Raw genomic sequence first — 13,949 nt, 5'->3', positions numbered from 1 at the left:
GTGCCGGGCGCAGCGGGCGCCCGGTTAGGCTCGGGCCGTGCCCGGACCCGTGACCTCCCCGCCCCCGCCCGGCCCCGCTCCGGCCGACCTGCCGGAGCGTTCGCCGTGGCCGCGGTTCGCCCTGCTGGTGGTGATCCTCGCCGCGGTGACCGGCGCGCTGCTGCTGTGGAACCCGACCGCCCTGTTCGACGGCAGCCTGTTCACCGGCACGCCCTGGTACTGGCGCGCTCCGCTGTTCACCGCCGTGTACGCGGTCGGCACGGTGGCCTTCTTCCCCCGGCCGGCCCTGAACGCGGCCGCCGGGCTGCTGCTGGGCGTGCAGCAGGGGCTGGCGCTGGCCGTGCTGGGCACGACGGTCGGGGCGGCGGTCGCCTTCGGGCTGGCCCGCTGGCTGGGCCGGGACGCGCTGCGGCGCCTCCTGCGCGGGCGGGTGCTGCTGGCGATGGACCGGCGCTTCACCCACCAGGGGTTCCGCAGCATCCTGCTGCTGCGGCTCCTCCCCGGCCTGCCGTTCCAGGCGGCGACCTACGGCGCGGCGGTCTCCGGGGTCCGGTTCCCGCCGTTCATCCTCGCCACCGCGCTCGGGGTGATCCCGGTCACCGCGGTCTACGTCGCGGCGGCGGCCACCGCGCGCGAGCCGGGGTCCACGGGCTTCCTGCTCTCGGCCGGACTGATCGGGGTGATCGCCCTCACGAGCCTGGTCCCGCTGGTGCGGGCGGCGCTCCGTCGACGGCGCGCGGTCCAGGCCTGAGCGCCGGGCTCCCGGACGGCGCGCCGGGCGTGGGACACGCCGATGCGCTCGGCCGACCGGGGTCGTTGTCGGTGGTGTGTGAAATCGTTCCCGCATTGTTGACAGAAGGTCAATTGCGCGGCGACCGCGACCGATATCTTCTACGCGCGCAACCGTACGTCCCTCCGCCGCGTCGCTTCTGATGCCCGGGTCCGCCCGGGCCGTCGGCGCGGCGCGACTCGTACGGACGGCGCGAGCGGGCACGAGACCGGTGATCAGTGCGATACTCGGACAGTTCCGACGAGTGGATGACGTGTCAAAAGGGCACGCGCACCGGGGGACCTGTATCGGAACAGAGGCAGGGAGGCGCGGCATGGGAGCACTTCGCGACGAGCACCACAACGGGTGGCTGATGCCCTCCGGGAGCTACCCGGCCGCGGTGTACGAGGACGAGTGGGTCGAGCAGGAGACGGTACCGTCCTCCCCCGCCCCGGCGAAGATCGTCTCCCTGCGGCCGACCGGATTCGAGGCGGCGCGCACGGTCGGCGAGCACATCCGGGCGGCCACCCCGGTGGTCATGGACCTCACCGAGATGGAGGAGGCCGAGGCCAAGCGGATGGTGGACTTCGCCTCCGGCCTGATCTTCGGCACCCGCGGCGGCATCGAGCGGATCGCCCGCCGGGTGTTCCTGCTCACCCCGGCGGACGTCGAGGTGATGGTCATCGACCGCCCGCTCGACGACACCGGCTTCTACAACCAGAGCTGACCGGCACCGGCCGCGACCGGCCGGCAGGAGCACCGAGAACCGGGGACGGCAACCGCCGTCCCCGGTTCTTTGCCGTCCGCGCGCCGGGCGGCCGCGCCTCGCACGAGACGCCCGGATCAATTCTGAGACATCCACGTCTCACGTGACGTACACTCGTCCCATGGCCACCGACCGTGACTCCGTGCTCGAAGCCGCCGTCGGCGTGCTCTCCCGCCGCCCGACCGCCCACCTCGACGAGATCGCCCGCGCCGCGGGCATCAGCCGCGCCACCCTGCACCGGCTCTTCCCGGGCCGGGACGCGCTGATCCGCGAGGTCGGCATGCTCGCGCTCCAGCGGCTGGCCGCCGCGCTGGACACCGCCGCGGTCGAGGAGGGGGACGCGCACGCCGCGCTGCGCCGGCTGATCGACGAGATCGTCCCGGACGCCATGCTCTGCGCCTACCTGACCGGCGAGAGCCAGCTCTACGACGACGAGGCGGTCAACGACCTCTGGGAGGCCCAGATGGCCCGGCTGCACGCGCTCTTCCTGCGCGGGCAGCAGCAGGGGGTCTTCCGCATCGAGCTCTCCGCGGCCTGGCTCAGCGAGGCGTTCTTCGACCTGCTCGCCGGGATCGGCTGGGCCGTCCAGGACGGCCGGCTGGCCTCGCGCGACGCGACCTTCTCGCTCGCCGAGCTCCTCCTCGGCGGCGCCCTGCGCACCCCGCGCCCGCACTGACCCCGACTCCCCCATCCGTCGCACCCCGGACCGGAAACCGGACACCGATACCCATGAGCAGCACCGTCCACCTCCAGCCCCGCCTGCGCTGGACCGGCCTCGCCGTCCTCGTGCTGGCCGTCACCCTGGTCGCCGTCGACGCGACCGTCCTGTCCCTGGCCATCCCCTCGATCAGCGAGACCCTGCGCCCCAGCGGCACCCAGCTGCTGTGGATCGGCGACGCCTACTCCTTCGTCCTGGCCGGCCTGCTGGTCTCGATGGGCTCGCTCAGCGACCGGATCGGCCGCAAACGACTGCTGCTGGTCGGTTCCACCGCGTTCGGCGCCGCCTCGCTGCTCGCCGCGTACGCGCCCGGCGCAGGCTGGCTGATCCTGGCCCGCGTGCTGCTCGGCGTGGCCGGGGCGACCATCATGCCCTCCACCCTCTCGCTGATCCGCACGCTCTTCCCGGACGACCGCGAGCGGGCCACCGCGATCGGCGTCTGGGGCGCCGCCGCGTCGGCCGGTGCCGCACTCGGTCCGGTGGTCGGCGGTGTGCTGCTGGAGCACTTCTGGTGGGGTTCGGTGTTCCTGCTGAACATCCCGGTGCTCCTGCTGCTGCTGGTCTTCGGCGCCTGGCTGCTGCCGGAGTCCAAGGACCCGAAGCCGGGCCGCTGGGACGTCCTGAGCGTGCTGCTGTCGCTGACCGGTGTGATCGGCGTGGTCTACGCGATCAAGGAGGCCGCGGCGCACGGCGTGGCCCGCTGGGACGTGCCGGCCGCGGGCCTGCTGGGCGCGCTGGCGCTGATCGTCTTCGTCCGCCGCCAGCTGCGCCTGGAGACCCCGCTGCTGGACGTCCGGCTCTTCGGCGACCGCCGCTTCACCGCCGCCGTGCTGGCCTCGCTGATCGCGCTGATCGGGCTCTCCGGCATCGTCTTCGTCACCTCGCAGTACCTCCAGCTGGTCCGCGGCTACCCGCCGCTGAAGGCGGGGCTGGCCGAGCTGCCGGCCTTCGCCGGCGCCATGGCCGGTGGTCTGCTGACCGCCCGGCTGGTGCGCCGCACCGGCGCCCGGACGGCGCTCACCCTCGGCCTGCTCACGATGGGCGCCGGGATCGGCCTGCTCGGCTGGATCCAGCAGGACACCACCTACCTGGTGCTGGCCGCCGCCTTCCTGCTGGTCGGCACGGCGGAGGGCGTGGTCTACACGCTCGGTGCGGACCTGGTGCTGAAGGCCGCGCCGGGCGACAAGGCCGGCGCCGCGTCGGCGGTCTCCGAGACGGCCTACGAGCTGGGCACCGCGCTCGGCATCGCCCTGGTCGGCTCGGTGGTCGGCTCGCTGTACGCCGGCCGGCTGGCCGTCCCGGCCGGCACCGACCCGGCGGCGGCCGCGCAGGCCGGCGAGTCGCTGGGCGGCGCGGTGGAGGTGGCCCACGGGCTGCCCGACGCCCTGGCCGGGCCGCTGCTGGCGAGCGCCAGGGACGCGTTCGTGCACGGCGTGAACGTGGCCGGGATGCTGGCGGCCGCGCTGCTGCTGGGCGCGGCGGTGCTGGCCTGGCGGCTGCTGCGCGGGCTGGGCCGCGGGACCGACCGGCCGGCCCCGGAACCGGCCCCGGAACCGGAGCACGAGCGCACGCCCGAGAAGGCGCACGCCTGAGAAGTCCACGCCCGGGACCGCGGTTCCCCGTCCCCCGACCGCCGGGGGACGGGGAACCGTCGTGTCCGGCGGGCCCCGGAGGGTCAGACCGTGCCGAAGGGGAGTTCCAGCTCCGCCCAGACCACCTTGCCGTCCCTGGTCAGCCGGCTGCCCCAGCGCTGGGCGAGCTCGCTGACCAGGAACATCCCCCGGCCGCCCTCGTCCTGCTCGGCGAAGGGCCGCAGCTGGGGCGTCTGGCCGCCCGCGTCGGCGACCTCGACGGTGAGCACCCGGTCGCGGAAGAGCCGCAGCCGGCGCGGGGCGTCGGCGTGCAGCAGGGCGTTCGTGACCAGCTCGCTGACCAGCAGCTCGGCGTAGTCGGAGAGCGCGCCCAGTCCCCAGGCGTCCAGTGTGGCGCGGGTGAAGCGGCGGGCCTTGCCGGGCAGCCGTCCGCCGCCGGTGAGCGGGAGGGTGGCGACCCGGTCGGCGGGCAGCGGCAGCACCCGGGCCATGATCATCGCGATGTCGTCGTCACTGCCGCCGCTGACCAGCGCGCCGAGGACGGCGTCACAGCTCTCCTCCAGGGTCCGCCCGGGGCCGGACAGGGTGCGGGCGAGCAGGTCGATGCCGTCGTCGAGGTCCTGGCCGCGCCGTTCCACCAGGCCGTCGGTGTAGAGGGCCACCATGCCGCCCTCGGGCAGCGCGAACTCGACCGACTCGAAGGCCACCCCGCCGACGCCCAGCGGCACCCCGGGCGGCATCTCGACCCGCCGGGGCGTGCCGTCGGGGGCGACCCAGACCGGCGGGAGGTGACCCGCCGAGGCGACCTGGAGGGTGTGCTCCAGCGGGTCGTAGACGGCGCAGATGCAGGTGGCGAACTGGCCCTCGCCGATTCCGGAGGCGGTCTCGTCGAGCCGGGTGAGCACCTGCTCGGGCGGCATGTCGAGGGTGGCCAGGGTGCGGGCGACGGTGCGCAGCTGACCCATCGTGGCGGCGGCCCGGATGCCGTGGCCCATGACGTCGCCGACGACCAGCGCGACCCGGCCGCAGGAGAGCGGGACGACGTCGAACCAGTCGCCGCCGACCTCGCTGGTGACGCTGGACGGCAGGTAGCGGTAGGCGATCTCCAGGCCGAGGGTGCGGTGGATCTCCTGGGGCAGCAGGCTGCGCTGGAGGGTGAGCGCGGTCTCCCGCTCCCGCCGGTAGAGGCGGGCGTTGTCGATGGCCAGGGCGGTGCGGGCGACGAGTTCCTCGGCCAGCGCGACGTCGGAGGCGGTGAACGGCTCGGGGTTGCGCATCCGGATGAACTCGGCGCCGCCGAGGACCATGCCCCGGGCGATGACCGGCAGCATCAGGTAGGAGTGGATGCCGGCCGCGAGGCCGGGGGCGACCCGGTCCGGGCTGGCGACCAGCCCGCGCAGCACCTCCGCGTCGACGTGGGCGCGCAGCAGCGGGCGCCCGCTGCGCAGGCACTCGGTGTAGCTGCGCCCGGGGGCGTACTCGGAGACCTCGCCGACGACGTCGACGGCGTGCGCCAGACCGGTCTCGTAGGCCTCGCCGACCGCGACGGCGCGCAGCAGCGCGCCGCGGTCCTCCGGGATGGGGGTGGGTTCGGCGCCGCGCAGCACGGTTTCCAGCAGGTCGACGGTGGCGAAGTCGGCGAACCGGGGGACGACGGCCTCGATCAGCTCCTCGGCGGTGCGCTGGAGGTCGAGGGTGGTGCCGATCCGGGCGGTGGCCTCGGCGATGGTCGCCAGCCGTTCCTGGGCGCGGGCGGCCCGGGCCTCGGCCTGGAAGCGCTCGGTGACGTCGATGATCGAGGAGCAGACGCCGAAGACCCGGCCGGTGGAGTCCTCCAGCCGGAAGTAGGAGGCGGACCAGGCGCGGTCGCGGCGCGGGTCGCCGGGGACGCGGCCGTGCGAGCGGGCGTCGACCACGGGTCTGCCGGTGGTCAGCACCTGCGTCATGATCTGTTCTATCTCGGTGCTGTTGATGCCCGGCAGGATGCTGCTGATCCGCCGTCCGAGGTGGTCGGCGACGGGCAGGCCGTTCATCCGTGCCAGCGACTCGTTGAGCCGCACGTACCGCAGTTCGGTGTCGTAGACGGCCATGCCGATCGGGGACTGGCCGAAGATGCCGTCGAGGACGGCGAGGTCGGCCTCGACCCGGTGCAGGGCCGCGATGTCGGAGGCGGTGGCGAGCAGCAGCAGGGTGCCGCCGGGGCCGGCGATCGGGTAGGTGCGGAACTCCAGCTCGACGGTGTGGCCGTCGCGGTGGCGGACCGGGAAGACCCCGGACCAGCCCTTGCCGCCGAGGATCCGCTCGAAGAGTTCGAGGACCTCGGGCCGGTCGCTGTCGTCGGTGAGCAGCCGGGCGGCGTGGCTGCCGACGGCCTCCTCGGCGGTCCAGCCGAGCAGGGCCTCGGCGTCCTCGCTCCAGTGCAGGATCAGACCGTCGTCCTGGAGCAGGGCGGTGGCGAACGGGACGAGGCGATGGCCGTCCAGGCGTGCGGGGCCGGCGTCGGCTCCGGGGCCGGTGGCGTTGGTGGCGTCCCACTCGTCTCTCCGCATGATCAGACTGCACCCCGGTTCGGCTTCGTGCCCGGCCGGGCGGTCCTCGTGGTTCCTGCGGCCGGGGTTCTTCTCCAGACTGCACGGACATCGGCCGCCCGGCGACCCCTTGGTGAGGGGCAGCGGTCGTCCAGGTGTACGGGCGTCATGGGCCTACCGGCCGCAGCGTACTCTCCAGAAGGCTCGCCCACTGCCGGATCACCCCGGATCGCCGGGCGCTGTCGTCGGTGAGCAGGTTGGCGAGGCCGAGGCCGCGGGCCATGTCCAGGGTGGCCTGCACCGTTTCGCGCACGCCGGGCCCGGTCTCGTCGGCGCCGAGGAACTCGACGGCGGCACGGTGCGCCTCGCGGCCGACGTGGCCCTCCAGCCCGATGATCCGCTCGCGCAGCGGCTCCTCGGTGGCGGCGGCGACCCACAGGTGGAGGGCGGCGCGGAAGAGCGGGCCGGTGTAGAGGCGGACGATCATGTCGACGACCGCCTCGGTACGGGCCGGACCGGCGTCCGGCAGCGCGTCCGCGTGGGCCCGCACGGCGGTCAGCCGCTCGGCGGTGACGTGTTCGACGGCGGCGGTGAAGAGGTCCTCGCGGGTCGGGAAGTGGTGCTGGGCGGCGCCCCGGGAGACGCCGGCCCGTTCGGCGACGACGGCGACGGTGGAGCCGTTCCAGCCGAGTTCGGCGAGGCAGTCGACCGCCGCCGCGAGCAGCCGGGCCCGGGTGGCGCGGCTGCGGTCCTGCTGGGGGGTGCGGGCGGCCGGGTGGGTGGTCATCTGCGGCGGCGGTCCTGTCCGTGCGGGGCTGGCGGCTGGAAGATCCTCGCAGACGGCGGTGGGGGCGGTGCGGCCGGTCGGGGGGGCGGCCGCACCGGTGGACGGCGGCGGCCGGTTCAGCGGGCGGCGGCGGCCTCGCGCTCGCGCAGCTCGCGGCGGAGGATCTTGCCGGCCGGGGACTTCGGGACGGCGTCCAGGAACTCCACCGCGCGCACCTTCTTGTACGGTGCGACCTGGCCGGCCACGAAGGCGGCGACCTCCTGCTCGGTCAGCGCGCTGCCCGGGGCGCGGACCACGAAGGCCTTGGGGCACTCGGTGCCCTCGGCGTCGCAGACCCCGATCACGGCGGCGTCGGCGATCTGCGGGTGGCTGAGCAGCAGTGCCTCCAGTTCGGCGGGGGCGACCTGGTAACCCTTGTACTTGATCAGTTCCTTGACCCGGTCGACGATGTGCAGGTAGCCGCGCTCGTCGACGAAGCCGATGTCCCCGGTGTGCAGCCAGCCGTCGGCGTCCACGATGGCGGCGGTGTCGGAGGGCCGGCCGAAGTAGCCCTTCATCACCTGCGGCCCGCGGATCAGCAGTTCCCCGCGCTCGCCGGGGCCGAGGTCGCCGCCGGTGCCGTCGAGGGCGGTGACCCGCAGTTCGGTGGAGGGCACCATCCGGCCGACCGAGCCCGGGGAGGGGTCCGGGTCGGTGGGGTCCATCACGTGGCTGACCGGGGAGAGCTCGGTCATGCCGTAGCCCTGGAGGATGTGCGGCAGGCCGAGCCGGCGGGCGCAGGCCTCGGCGAGTTCGAGGTCCAGCGGGGCGGCGGCGCACAGCAGGTACTCCACCGAGGAGAGGTCGAACTGCTCGACCACCGGGTGCTTGGCGAGGGCGAGGACGATCGGCGGGGCCGCGAGCACGGACTGCACCCGCTGGTCCTGGACGGTGCGGCAGAACTGTTCCAGGTCGAAGCGGGGCAGCACGACGACGGTGGCGCCGCAGCGCAGTGGCTGGTGGAGCAGCGCGGCCAGGCCGTAGATGTGGAAGAAGGGCAGCACGGCGAGGACGCGCTCGCCGGGCTTGGGGCGGAAGACGGCGTCGGTCTGGGCGAGGTTGGTGGCGATCGAGCGGTGGGTGAGCATCACGCCCTTGGGCAGCCCGGTGGTGCCGCTGGAGTAGGGCAGCACGGCGATGGCCTCGGCCGGGTCGAGCGCGATCTCGGGCACCGGGCCGGTGGCGGCGAGCAGGTCGGCGAGCGAGAGGTGGCCGTCGGCGCCGTCCAGGACGACGGTCCCGGCGAGCGGGCGGCCCTCGGCGGCGAGCTTGTCGGCGGCGGCGCGGGCGGTGGGCAGGAACGGCGAGACGGTGATCAGCCAGCGGGCGCCGCTGTCGGCGAGCTGGCCGGCGAGTTCGCCCGCGGTGGTGAGCGAGGGCACCGGGGTGACGGTGGCGCCGGCCCGGGTGGCGCCGAAGAAGGCCATCGGGTAGCGGACGCTGTTGGGGCTGAACAGGGCCACCACGTCCCCCTGCCGGACGCCCGCCTCGGCGAGGCCGGCGGCCACCCGCCCGACGGCATGGGCGAGTTGCGCGTAGCTGACGGTCTCGCCGGTGATCCCGTCGATCAGGGCGGGCCGGTCGCCGTGGCGCTCGGCCTCGCCGAGGACGGCGTCGTGCAGGGCGAGGTCGACGATGCCGACGTCCGGGAACTCGCTGTGGAACACCAAGGCGTGCCTCCTGTGCGGTTGTTGGCGCGGGGCGGGACGGCCGGCTGGAGGTCGTGGCGACCGGCCGTGCGGCGTGCGGGACAGGAGCATACGGACAGTGGGCGCCCGGTGCGCCCCAGTGACGGACGTTTGGCGGAGCGCGCGGGGCGCAGGGGTGGCGCGGGCTGGCGAATTCCGAGGTGGGGAGGGGTCGGTGGGGTCCCCGGTCGGGGGACCCGGTCAGATGTCAGAACGATGATGCGACGATCCGTTCGAGGCCGTACCGGCCGTCGGGGCCCGCGGCGCTCCCGACGGGACTTCCGGCAGGGATTCCGGCGGGGCTTCCGGCAGGACCCACGGCGGGAGTCCCGGCAGGAGGCTCAGTAGGACTTCGGCAGTCCGAGGGTGTGCTGGGCCACGTAGTTGAGGACCATCTCGCGGCTGACCGGGGCGACCCGGCCGACCCGGGTGGCGGCGAGCAGCGCGGCGAGCCCGTACTCCTGGGTGAGGCCGTTGCCGCCCAGGGTCTGCACGGCCTGGTCGACGGTCCGGGCGGCGGCCTCCCCGGCCGCGTACTTGGCCATGTTGGCGGCCTCGCCGGCGGCGGCGTCCTCGCCCGCGTCGTACAGCAGGGCGGCCTTCTGGGTCATCAGCCGGGCGAGTTCGACCTCCACCGCGCACCGGGCGAGCGGGTGCGCGAGGCCCTGGTGGGCGCCGATCGGGGCGGACCAGACGGTGCGGCTGCGGGCGTAGTCCACCGCCTTGCCGAGCGCCTGGCGGGCGAGGCCCAGGGAGAACGCGGCGGTCATGATCCGTTCGGGGTTGAGTCCGGCGAACAGCTGCAGCAGTCCGGCGTCCTCGTCGCCGACCAGCGCCCCGGCGGGCAGCCGGACGTCGTCCAGGAACACCTGGAACTGCCGTTCGGGCGCGACGAGTTCCATCGGGATCGGCCGGTACTCGAAGCCGGGCGTGTCGCGCGGTACGACGAACAGTGCGGGCCTGAGCCGGCCGGTGCGGGCGTCCTCGGTACGGGCCACGAACAGCACGGCGTCGCAGTGGTCGATGCCGGAGACGAACACCTTGCGGCCGGTCAGCAGCCAGTCCCCGCCGTCGCGGCGGGCGACGGTGGAGATCCGGTGGGCGTTGGAGCCGGCGTCCGGTTCGGTGATGCCGAAGGCCATCCGGCGGCTGCCGTCGGCGAGTCCGGGCAGCCACCGGCGCTTCTGCTCCTCGGTGCCGTAGCGGGCGATGACGGTGCCGCAGATCGCCGGGGAGACGATCAGCAGCAGCAACGGGCAGCCGGCGGCGCCGAGTTCCTCCAGCACGATCGCCAGGTCGGTGATCCCGCCGCCTCCCCCGCCGTACGCGGCGGGGAGGTTGACGCCGAGGTAGCCGGCCTTGCCGGCCTCGGCCCACAGCTCGTCGACGGGCTCGTGGGCCCGGGCCCTGGCGAGGTAGTAGGCGGAGCCGTAGCGGGCACCGAGGCCGGCCACGGCTCCGCGCAGTACGCGGCGTTCGGGGGTTTCGAGGAGCTGGCTGCCGATGGCGGACATGCGCGGTCCTTCCTCAGACCTCGTCGGGGGACTCTTCGGTGGCGTGTTCCGGCGGCTGTTCGGCGGACCGTTCGGCGGGCTCCGCGGCGGATTCCCCGGCGGGCTCCGCGACGGGCTCCCCGGGGGACTTCACGACGGCCAGCACCGCGCCGGTCGCGACCTGCTCGCCCGGGGCGGCGCGCAGGTCGACGAGGACGCCGTCGGCGGGGGCGGCGATCCGGTGCTCCATCTTCATCGCCTCCAGGACGAGCAGCGGCCGCCCGGCGGTGACGGTGTCGCCGACGGCCGCGGTGACCCGCACCACGGTGCCGGGCATCGGGGCGAGCAGCGCGCCGGGCTCGGAGCGCACCGGTGCGTCGGGGAAGCGCGGCAGGGCGGTGAGCGCGGTGGCGCCGGCCGGGGTGTCGACGTGCACCCGCTCCCCGTAGCGGGCGACGCGGTAGGCCCGCCGCAGCCCGCCCTCGCGCAGCACCACCAGCTCGGGCGCCGCCTCGACCAGTTCGACGTCCGGGTGGTCCTCGGCCCGCAGTCCGGCGCGGGTCAGCCGGTAGCGGACCTCGTGCACGGCGCCGTCGTCCGACCGGTAGCGCTTGAGCTGCGGCTGCGAGGGCAGGTTGCGCCAGCCGGAGGGCAGCGCGGTGCGGCGGGCGGCGGCGTCGGCGAGCGCGGCGGCCAGGGCGGCGAGCCGGGGCCGGCCCGGGTCGGGCGGGGCGGTCAGGGCGACGGCGTGCTCGGCCAGGAAGCCGGTGTGCAGCCGACCGGCCAGGAACGCCGGGTGGCGCAGCGCGCGGACCAGCGACTCCCGGCCGGTGGTGGGCCCGTGGATCCGGGCGCGGGCGAGCGCGTCCGCCAGCCGGCGGGCGGCGGCGGCCCGGGTCGGCGCCCAGGCGATCACCTTGGCGAGCAGCGCGTCGTAGTGCGGGGTGATCTCGCCGCCGTCCGCGACCCCGGAGTCCAGACGCACCCCCCGGCCGGTGAACTCCTCGTGCGGGACGGTCAGTTCGAGACGGTGCAGGGTCCCGGTGGCGGGCCGCCAGTCGTGCGCCGGGTCCTCGGCGTAGAGCCGGGCCTCGATCGCGTGGCCGACGGCGGGCGGCGCGGCGGGGCCGGGCAGGGGCGCGCCCTCGGCGATCGCGAGCTGCAGGGCGACCAGGTCGAGGCCGGTGACCGCCTCGGTGACCGGGTGCTCCACCTGGAGGCGGGTGTTCATCTCCAGGAACCAGCACCGGCCGTCCGGTCCGAGCAGGAACTCGGCCGTCCCGGCGCCGGTGTAGCCGATCGCCTTCGCGGCGGTCACCGCGGCCTCGTGGAGGGCGGCGCGCACCGCCGGGTCGAGCCCCGGCGCCGGGGCCTCCTCGACGACCTTCTGGTGGCGCCGCTGGAGCGAGCAGTCCCGGTCGCCGACCGCCCAGACCGTGCCGTGCGCGTCCGCGAGCAGCTGCACCTCGACGTGCCGTCCGGCGGGCAGGTAGCTCTCGCAGAACACCTCGTCGGAGCCGAAGGCCGCGGCGGCCTCGGCGCGGGCGGCGGCGAGGGCGCCCGGCAGGTCGGCGAGGGCGCGCACCACCCGCATGCCCCGCCCGCCCCCGCCGGCCGCCGCCTTGACCAGCAGCGGCAGGTCGGCCCGGGTGGGCGCGGACAGGGCGTCCAGCACGGGCACCCCGGCGGCGGCCATCAGGCGCTTGGCGGCGGTCTTGGAGCCCATCGCCTCGATCGCCGCCGGCTCCGGGCCGACCCAGAGCAGCCCGGCCGCCCGCACGGCGCGGGCGAAGCCGGCGTCCTCGGACAGGAAGCCGTAGCCCGGGTGGACGGCGTCGGCGCCGGCCGTGAGCGCGGCCTCGACCAGCAGTGCGCCGCGCAGATAGGTGTCGGCGGGCGCGGCGCCGGGCAGCCGGACGGCGGTGTCGGCCTCGCGCACGTGCGGGGCGTCGGCGTCCGGGTCGGAGTGGACGGCGGTGGTGGCGATGCCGAGCGCCCGGCAGGTGCGGAAGATCCGTCGGGCGATCTCGCCCCGGTTGGCGACCAGCAGATTGGTGATCACGTGGTTCCCCCTACATCCGGAAGACGCCGTAGCCGGTCGCGCCCCCGACCGGCGCGTTGTGGACGGCGGAGAGGCAGAGCCCGAGCACGGTGCGGGTGTCGCGCGGGTCGATCACCCCGTCGTCGTAGAGCCGCCCGGAGAGGAAGGCCGGCAGCGACTCGGCCTCGATCCGCTGCTCCACCATCGCCCGGACCGCCGCGTCCGCCTCCTCGTCGTACGGCCGCCCCTTGGCGGCGGCGGACTGCCGGGCGACGATCGACAGCACCCCGGCGAGCTGCTGCGGGCCCATCACGGCCGCCTTGGCGCTCGGCCAGGCGAACAGGAAGCGCGGCTCGAAGGCCCGCCCGCACATGCCGTAGTGGCCGGCGCCGTAGGAGGCGCCCATCAGCACGGACAGGTGGGGGACGGCGGAGTTGGCGACGGCGTTGATCATCATCGCACCGTGCTTGACGATGCCGCCCTGCTCGTAGTCCCGGCCGACCATGTAGCCGGTGGTGTTGTGCAGGAACAGCAGCGGCACCGCGCGCTGGTTGGCGAGCTGGATGAACTGGGCGGCCTTCTGCGACTCCTGGCTGAACAGCACGCCCTGCGCGTTGGCCAGCACACCGAGCGGGTAGCCGTGCAGCCGGGCCCAGCCGGTGGCGAGGCCGGGGCCGTAGCGCGGCTTGAACTCGTCGAAGTCGGAGCCGTCGACGATCCGGGCGATCACCTCGCGCGGGTCGAAGGGCACCTTGAGGTCGCCGGGGACGATGCCGAGCAGTTCCTCCTCGGGGTACTTCGGCGGCTCGGCGGCGAGGTCCGGCCACGGCCCCGGCCTGCGGTGGTCCAGGCGGGCGACGATCCGGCGGGCCAGGCGCAGCGCGTCCGGCTCGTCGAGCGCGAAGTGGTCGGCCAGTCCGGAGACCCCGGCGTGCATCCCGGCGCCGCCGAGCGACTCCTCGTCGGTCTCCTCGCCGGTGGCCATCCGCACCAGCGGCGGCCCGCCGAGGAAGACCTTGGACCGGTCCTTGATCATCACGGTGTGGTCGGACATGCCGGGCACGTAGGCGCCGCCGGCCGTGGAGGTGCCGAACACCACGGCGACGGTGGGGACGCCCGCGGCGGAGAGCCGGGTGAGGTCGCGGAAGAGGGCTCCGCCGGGGATGAAGATCTCCTTCTGGCCGGTCAGGTCGGCGCCGCCGGACTCCACCAGGTTGACCAGCGGGAGGCGGTTGGCGAGGGCGATCTCGTGGGCGCGCAGGGCCTTGCGCAGGGTCCACGGGTTGGACGCCCCGCCGCGCACGGTGGGGTCGTTGGCGGTGATCACGCACTCGACGCCCTCGACGGTGCCGATGCCGGTGACCAGCGCGGCGCCGACCGGGTACTCGCTGCCCCAGGCGGCGAGCGGGGAGAGCTCCAGGAACGGCGAGTCCTCGTCGATCAGCAGCTCGATCCGCTCGCGGGCGAGCAGTTTGCCGCGCCCGCGGTGGCGTTCGACGTAGGCGGGACCGCCGCCGGCCTGCGCCTC

Annotated in this window: 10 protein-coding genes; 4 read left to right on the top strand and 6 right to left on the bottom strand. The window is 75.0% G+C overall.

Going from position 1 to position 13,949, the window contains the following annotated elements; translation table 11 throughout:
- Positions 1-37 precede the first annotated feature (37 nt).
- From ACFXAM_RS16395 to ACFXAM_RS16380, 4 genes are all read left to right on the top strand, one after another.
- Positions 38-751: a TVP38/TMEM64 family protein gene (locus ACFXAM_RS16395; RefSeq protein WP_380291668.1), complete on the top strand. Its 714-nt coding sequence runs from the start codon at positions 38-40 to the stop codon at positions 749-751.
- Between the two features lie 352 nt (positions 752-1,103).
- Positions 1,104-1,496, top strand: a complete 393-nt coding sequence (locus ACFXAM_RS16390; protein WP_380291666.1) for a cell division protein SepF — start codon at positions 1,104-1,106, stop codon at positions 1,494-1,496.
- 160 nt (positions 1,497-1,656) lie between these two features.
- Entirely contained in the window at positions 1,657-2,211 is a 555-nt protein-coding gene (locus ACFXAM_RS16385; RefSeq protein WP_380291664.1) for a TetR/AcrR family transcriptional regulator, read from the top strand.
- A 53-nt stretch (positions 2,212-2,264) separates the two neighbouring features.
- Positions 2,265-3,845: an MFS transporter gene (locus tag ACFXAM_RS16380; RefSeq protein WP_380291662.1), complete on the top strand. Its 1,581-nt coding sequence runs from the start codon at positions 2,265-2,267 to the stop codon at positions 3,843-3,845.
- Positions 3,846-3,928: 83 nt separating this feature from the next.
- Here ACFXAM_RS16380 and ACFXAM_RS16375 read toward each other — a convergent pair whose 3' ends face one another.
- The 6 genes from ACFXAM_RS16375 to ACFXAM_RS16350 form a co-directional block, all read right to left on the bottom strand.
- Positions 3,929-6,394 carry a SpoIIE family protein phosphatase gene (locus tag ACFXAM_RS16375; RefSeq protein WP_380291660.1) on the bottom strand — a complete coding sequence of 822 codons (2,466 nt, stop codon included), beginning with the start codon at positions 6,392-6,394 and terminating at the stop codon, positions 3,929-3,931.
- 145 nt (positions 6,395-6,539) lie between these two features.
- The gene (locus ACFXAM_RS16370; protein ID WP_380291658.1) at positions 6,540-7,160 is read right to left on the bottom strand and encodes a TetR/AcrR family transcriptional regulator; all 621 of its coding nucleotides are present in this window, start codon (positions 7,158-7,160) and stop codon (positions 6,540-6,542) included.
- Positions 7,161-7,276: 116 nt separating this feature from the next.
- Positions 7,277-8,866: a 4-coumarate--CoA ligase family protein gene (locus ACFXAM_RS16365; RefSeq protein WP_380291672.1), complete on the bottom strand. Its 1,590-nt coding sequence runs from the start codon at positions 8,864-8,866 to the stop codon at positions 7,277-7,279.
- A gap of 362 nt (positions 8,867-9,228) precedes the next feature.
- Positions 9,229-10,401 carry an acyl-CoA dehydrogenase family protein gene (locus ACFXAM_RS16360; RefSeq protein WP_380291656.1) on the bottom strand — a complete coding sequence of 391 codons (1,173 nt, stop codon included), beginning with the start codon at positions 10,399-10,401 and terminating at the stop codon, positions 9,229-9,231.
- Positions 10,402-10,414: 13 nt separating this feature from the next.
- Positions 10,415-12,442: an acetyl/propionyl/methylcrotonyl-CoA carboxylase subunit alpha gene (locus ACFXAM_RS16355; RefSeq protein WP_380291654.1), complete on the bottom strand. Its 2,028-nt coding sequence runs from the start codon at positions 12,440-12,442 to the stop codon at positions 10,415-10,417.
- Between the two features lie 10 nt (positions 12,443-12,452).
- Positions 12,453-13,949, bottom strand: a 1,497-nt coding sequence (locus tag ACFXAM_RS16350; protein ID WP_380291652.1) for an acyl-CoA carboxylase subunit beta, incomplete at its 5' end; no start/stop codon positions are given.

Source organism: Kitasatospora sp. NPDC059462 (genome assembly GCF_042749955.1).
Lineage (GTDB): Bacteria > Actinomycetota > Actinomycetes > Streptomycetales > Streptomycetaceae > Kitasatospora.
Note: the sequence above shows the minus strand (reverse complement) of the source record. Positions and strands in the feature narration are given on the sequence as shown.

Bases quoted from the DNA above. Each gene is read 5' to 3' on its own strand.
- ACFXAM_RS16385 (WP_380291664.1), top strand. From the start codon at position 1,657: ATGGCCACCGACCGTGACTCCGTGCTCGAAGCCGCCGTCGGCGTGCTC.
- ACFXAM_RS16360 (WP_380291656.1), bottom strand. From the start codon at position 10,401: ATGTCCGCCATCGGCAGCCAGCTCCTCGAAACCCCCGAACGCCGCGTA.
- ACFXAM_RS16380 (WP_380291662.1), top strand. From the start codon at position 2,265: ATGAGCAGCACCGTCCACCTCCAGCCCCGCCTGCGCTGGACCGGCCTC.
- ACFXAM_RS16375 (WP_380291660.1), bottom strand. From the start codon at position 6,394: ATGCGGAGAGACGAGTGGGACGCCACCAACGCCACCGGCCCCGGAGCC.
- ACFXAM_RS16370 (WP_380291658.1), bottom strand. From the start codon at position 7,160: ATGACCACCCACCCGGCCGCCCGCACCCCCCAGCAGGACCGCAGCCGC.
- ACFXAM_RS16390 (WP_380291666.1), top strand. From the start codon at position 1,104: ATGGGAGCACTTCGCGACGAGCACCACAACGGGTGGCTGATGCCCTCC.